This window comes from Kocuria sp. CCUG 69068, from assembly GCF_020833785.1.
Taxonomy (GTDB): domain Bacteria; phylum Actinomycetota; class Actinomycetes; order Actinomycetales; family Micrococcaceae; genus Kocuria; species Kocuria rosea.
Map to the genome: position 1 here is coordinate 1 of NZ_PDDL01000243.1, position 1,258 is coordinate 1,258.

The window sequence follows — 1,258 nt, forward strand, 5'->3', positions numbered from 1 at the left end:
CGCGACGTGGGGCGATCCGCACGCGGACGCCCTGGACGACCGCCTCGCCGCCGTGACGGCCGACGAGGTCCTCGCCGCCGCCCGCGCCCAGCTCGCCCAGGGCGCCGGGGTCCCGGCCCGGCCCTGAGGGCCGCCGCCCACCACCCGGCCCGTTCGCCGAGCCGTTCCCATCCGTCCCGATCCGTCAGGAGCACCGTGAATCCCACAACGAACGCGACCACCGCCGCGAGCGCGACCCGTCCGATCCGCCGGGCCGTGGTGACCGGGGGGACCGGCTTCCTGGGCAGCCACCTGTGCACCGAGCTGCGCCGCCGGGAGGTCGAGGTGGTGTGCCTCGACAACTTCCTCACCGGCTCCGCGGCCAACATCGGCCACCTCGTGGGCGACCCCGGCTTCCGGCTCGTCCAGTGCGACGTCACCGACTACGTGCACGTGCCCGGGGACGTGGACCTCGTCCTGCACTTCGCCTCCCCGGCGTCCCCGATCGACTACCTGAAGCTGCCCATCCACACGCTCAAGGTCGGCTCGATCGGCACCCACCACGCCCTGGGCCTGGCCAAGGACAAGGGCGCCCGGTTCGTGCTGGCCTCCACCTCCGAGGTGTACGGCGACCCGCAGGTGCACCCGCAGGCCGAGAGCTACTGGGGCCACGTCAACCCGGTGGGCCCGCGGGGGGTCTACGACGAGGCCAAGCGCTTCGCCGAGGCCCTGACGGTCGCCTATCGCGCCGAGCACGGGGTGGACACGGCGATCGTGCGGATCTTCAACACCTTCGGGCCCCGGATGCGGCCCTTCGACGGCCGGGCGATCCCCACGTTCATCCGCCAGGCCCTGGCCGGTGAGCCCCTCACCGTGGCGGGGGACGGCGCCCAGACCCGCTCCGTCTGCTACGTCTCCGACCTGGTCCGCGGCATCCTGGCCCTGGCCGACAGCGGGCACAGCGGGCCCATGAACATCGGCAACCCGCACGAGCTGTCGGTGCTGCAGATCGCCCACGACGTCATCGCCGCGACCGGCACGTCCTCGGGGGTCGAGTTCGTCGAGCGTCCCGTCGACGACCCCATGGTGCGCCGCCCGGACACCACGCTCGCGACCGAGGTCCTGGGCTGGGCCCCGGAGGTCCCGTGGCCGGTGGGGCTGGAGCGCACCGTCGAGTGGTTCCGGGAGGGCGCCGGCCTCCCGGAGACCGCCGTGCGGGCGCGCTGAGCGCGCGGGCCCGGCCGCGGCGGCCCGGCGGGGCGCTCCACCGGCCGCTCCG

The 1,258-nt window shown here is 74.9% G+C and carries 1 protein-coding gene; it reads left to right on the forward strand.

The window, feature by feature from the left end; all coding sequences use genetic code 11:
* Positions 1-195 precede the first annotated feature (195 nt).
* Positions 196-1,206 (forward strand): NAD-dependent epimerase/dehydratase family protein, encoded by a 1,011-nt coding sequence (locus CRM73_RS19310; RefSeq protein WP_229588811.1) that lies wholly within the window; start codon positions 196-198, stop codon positions 1,204-1,206.
* The last annotated feature ends 52 nt before the right edge of the window (positions 1,207-1,258 follow it).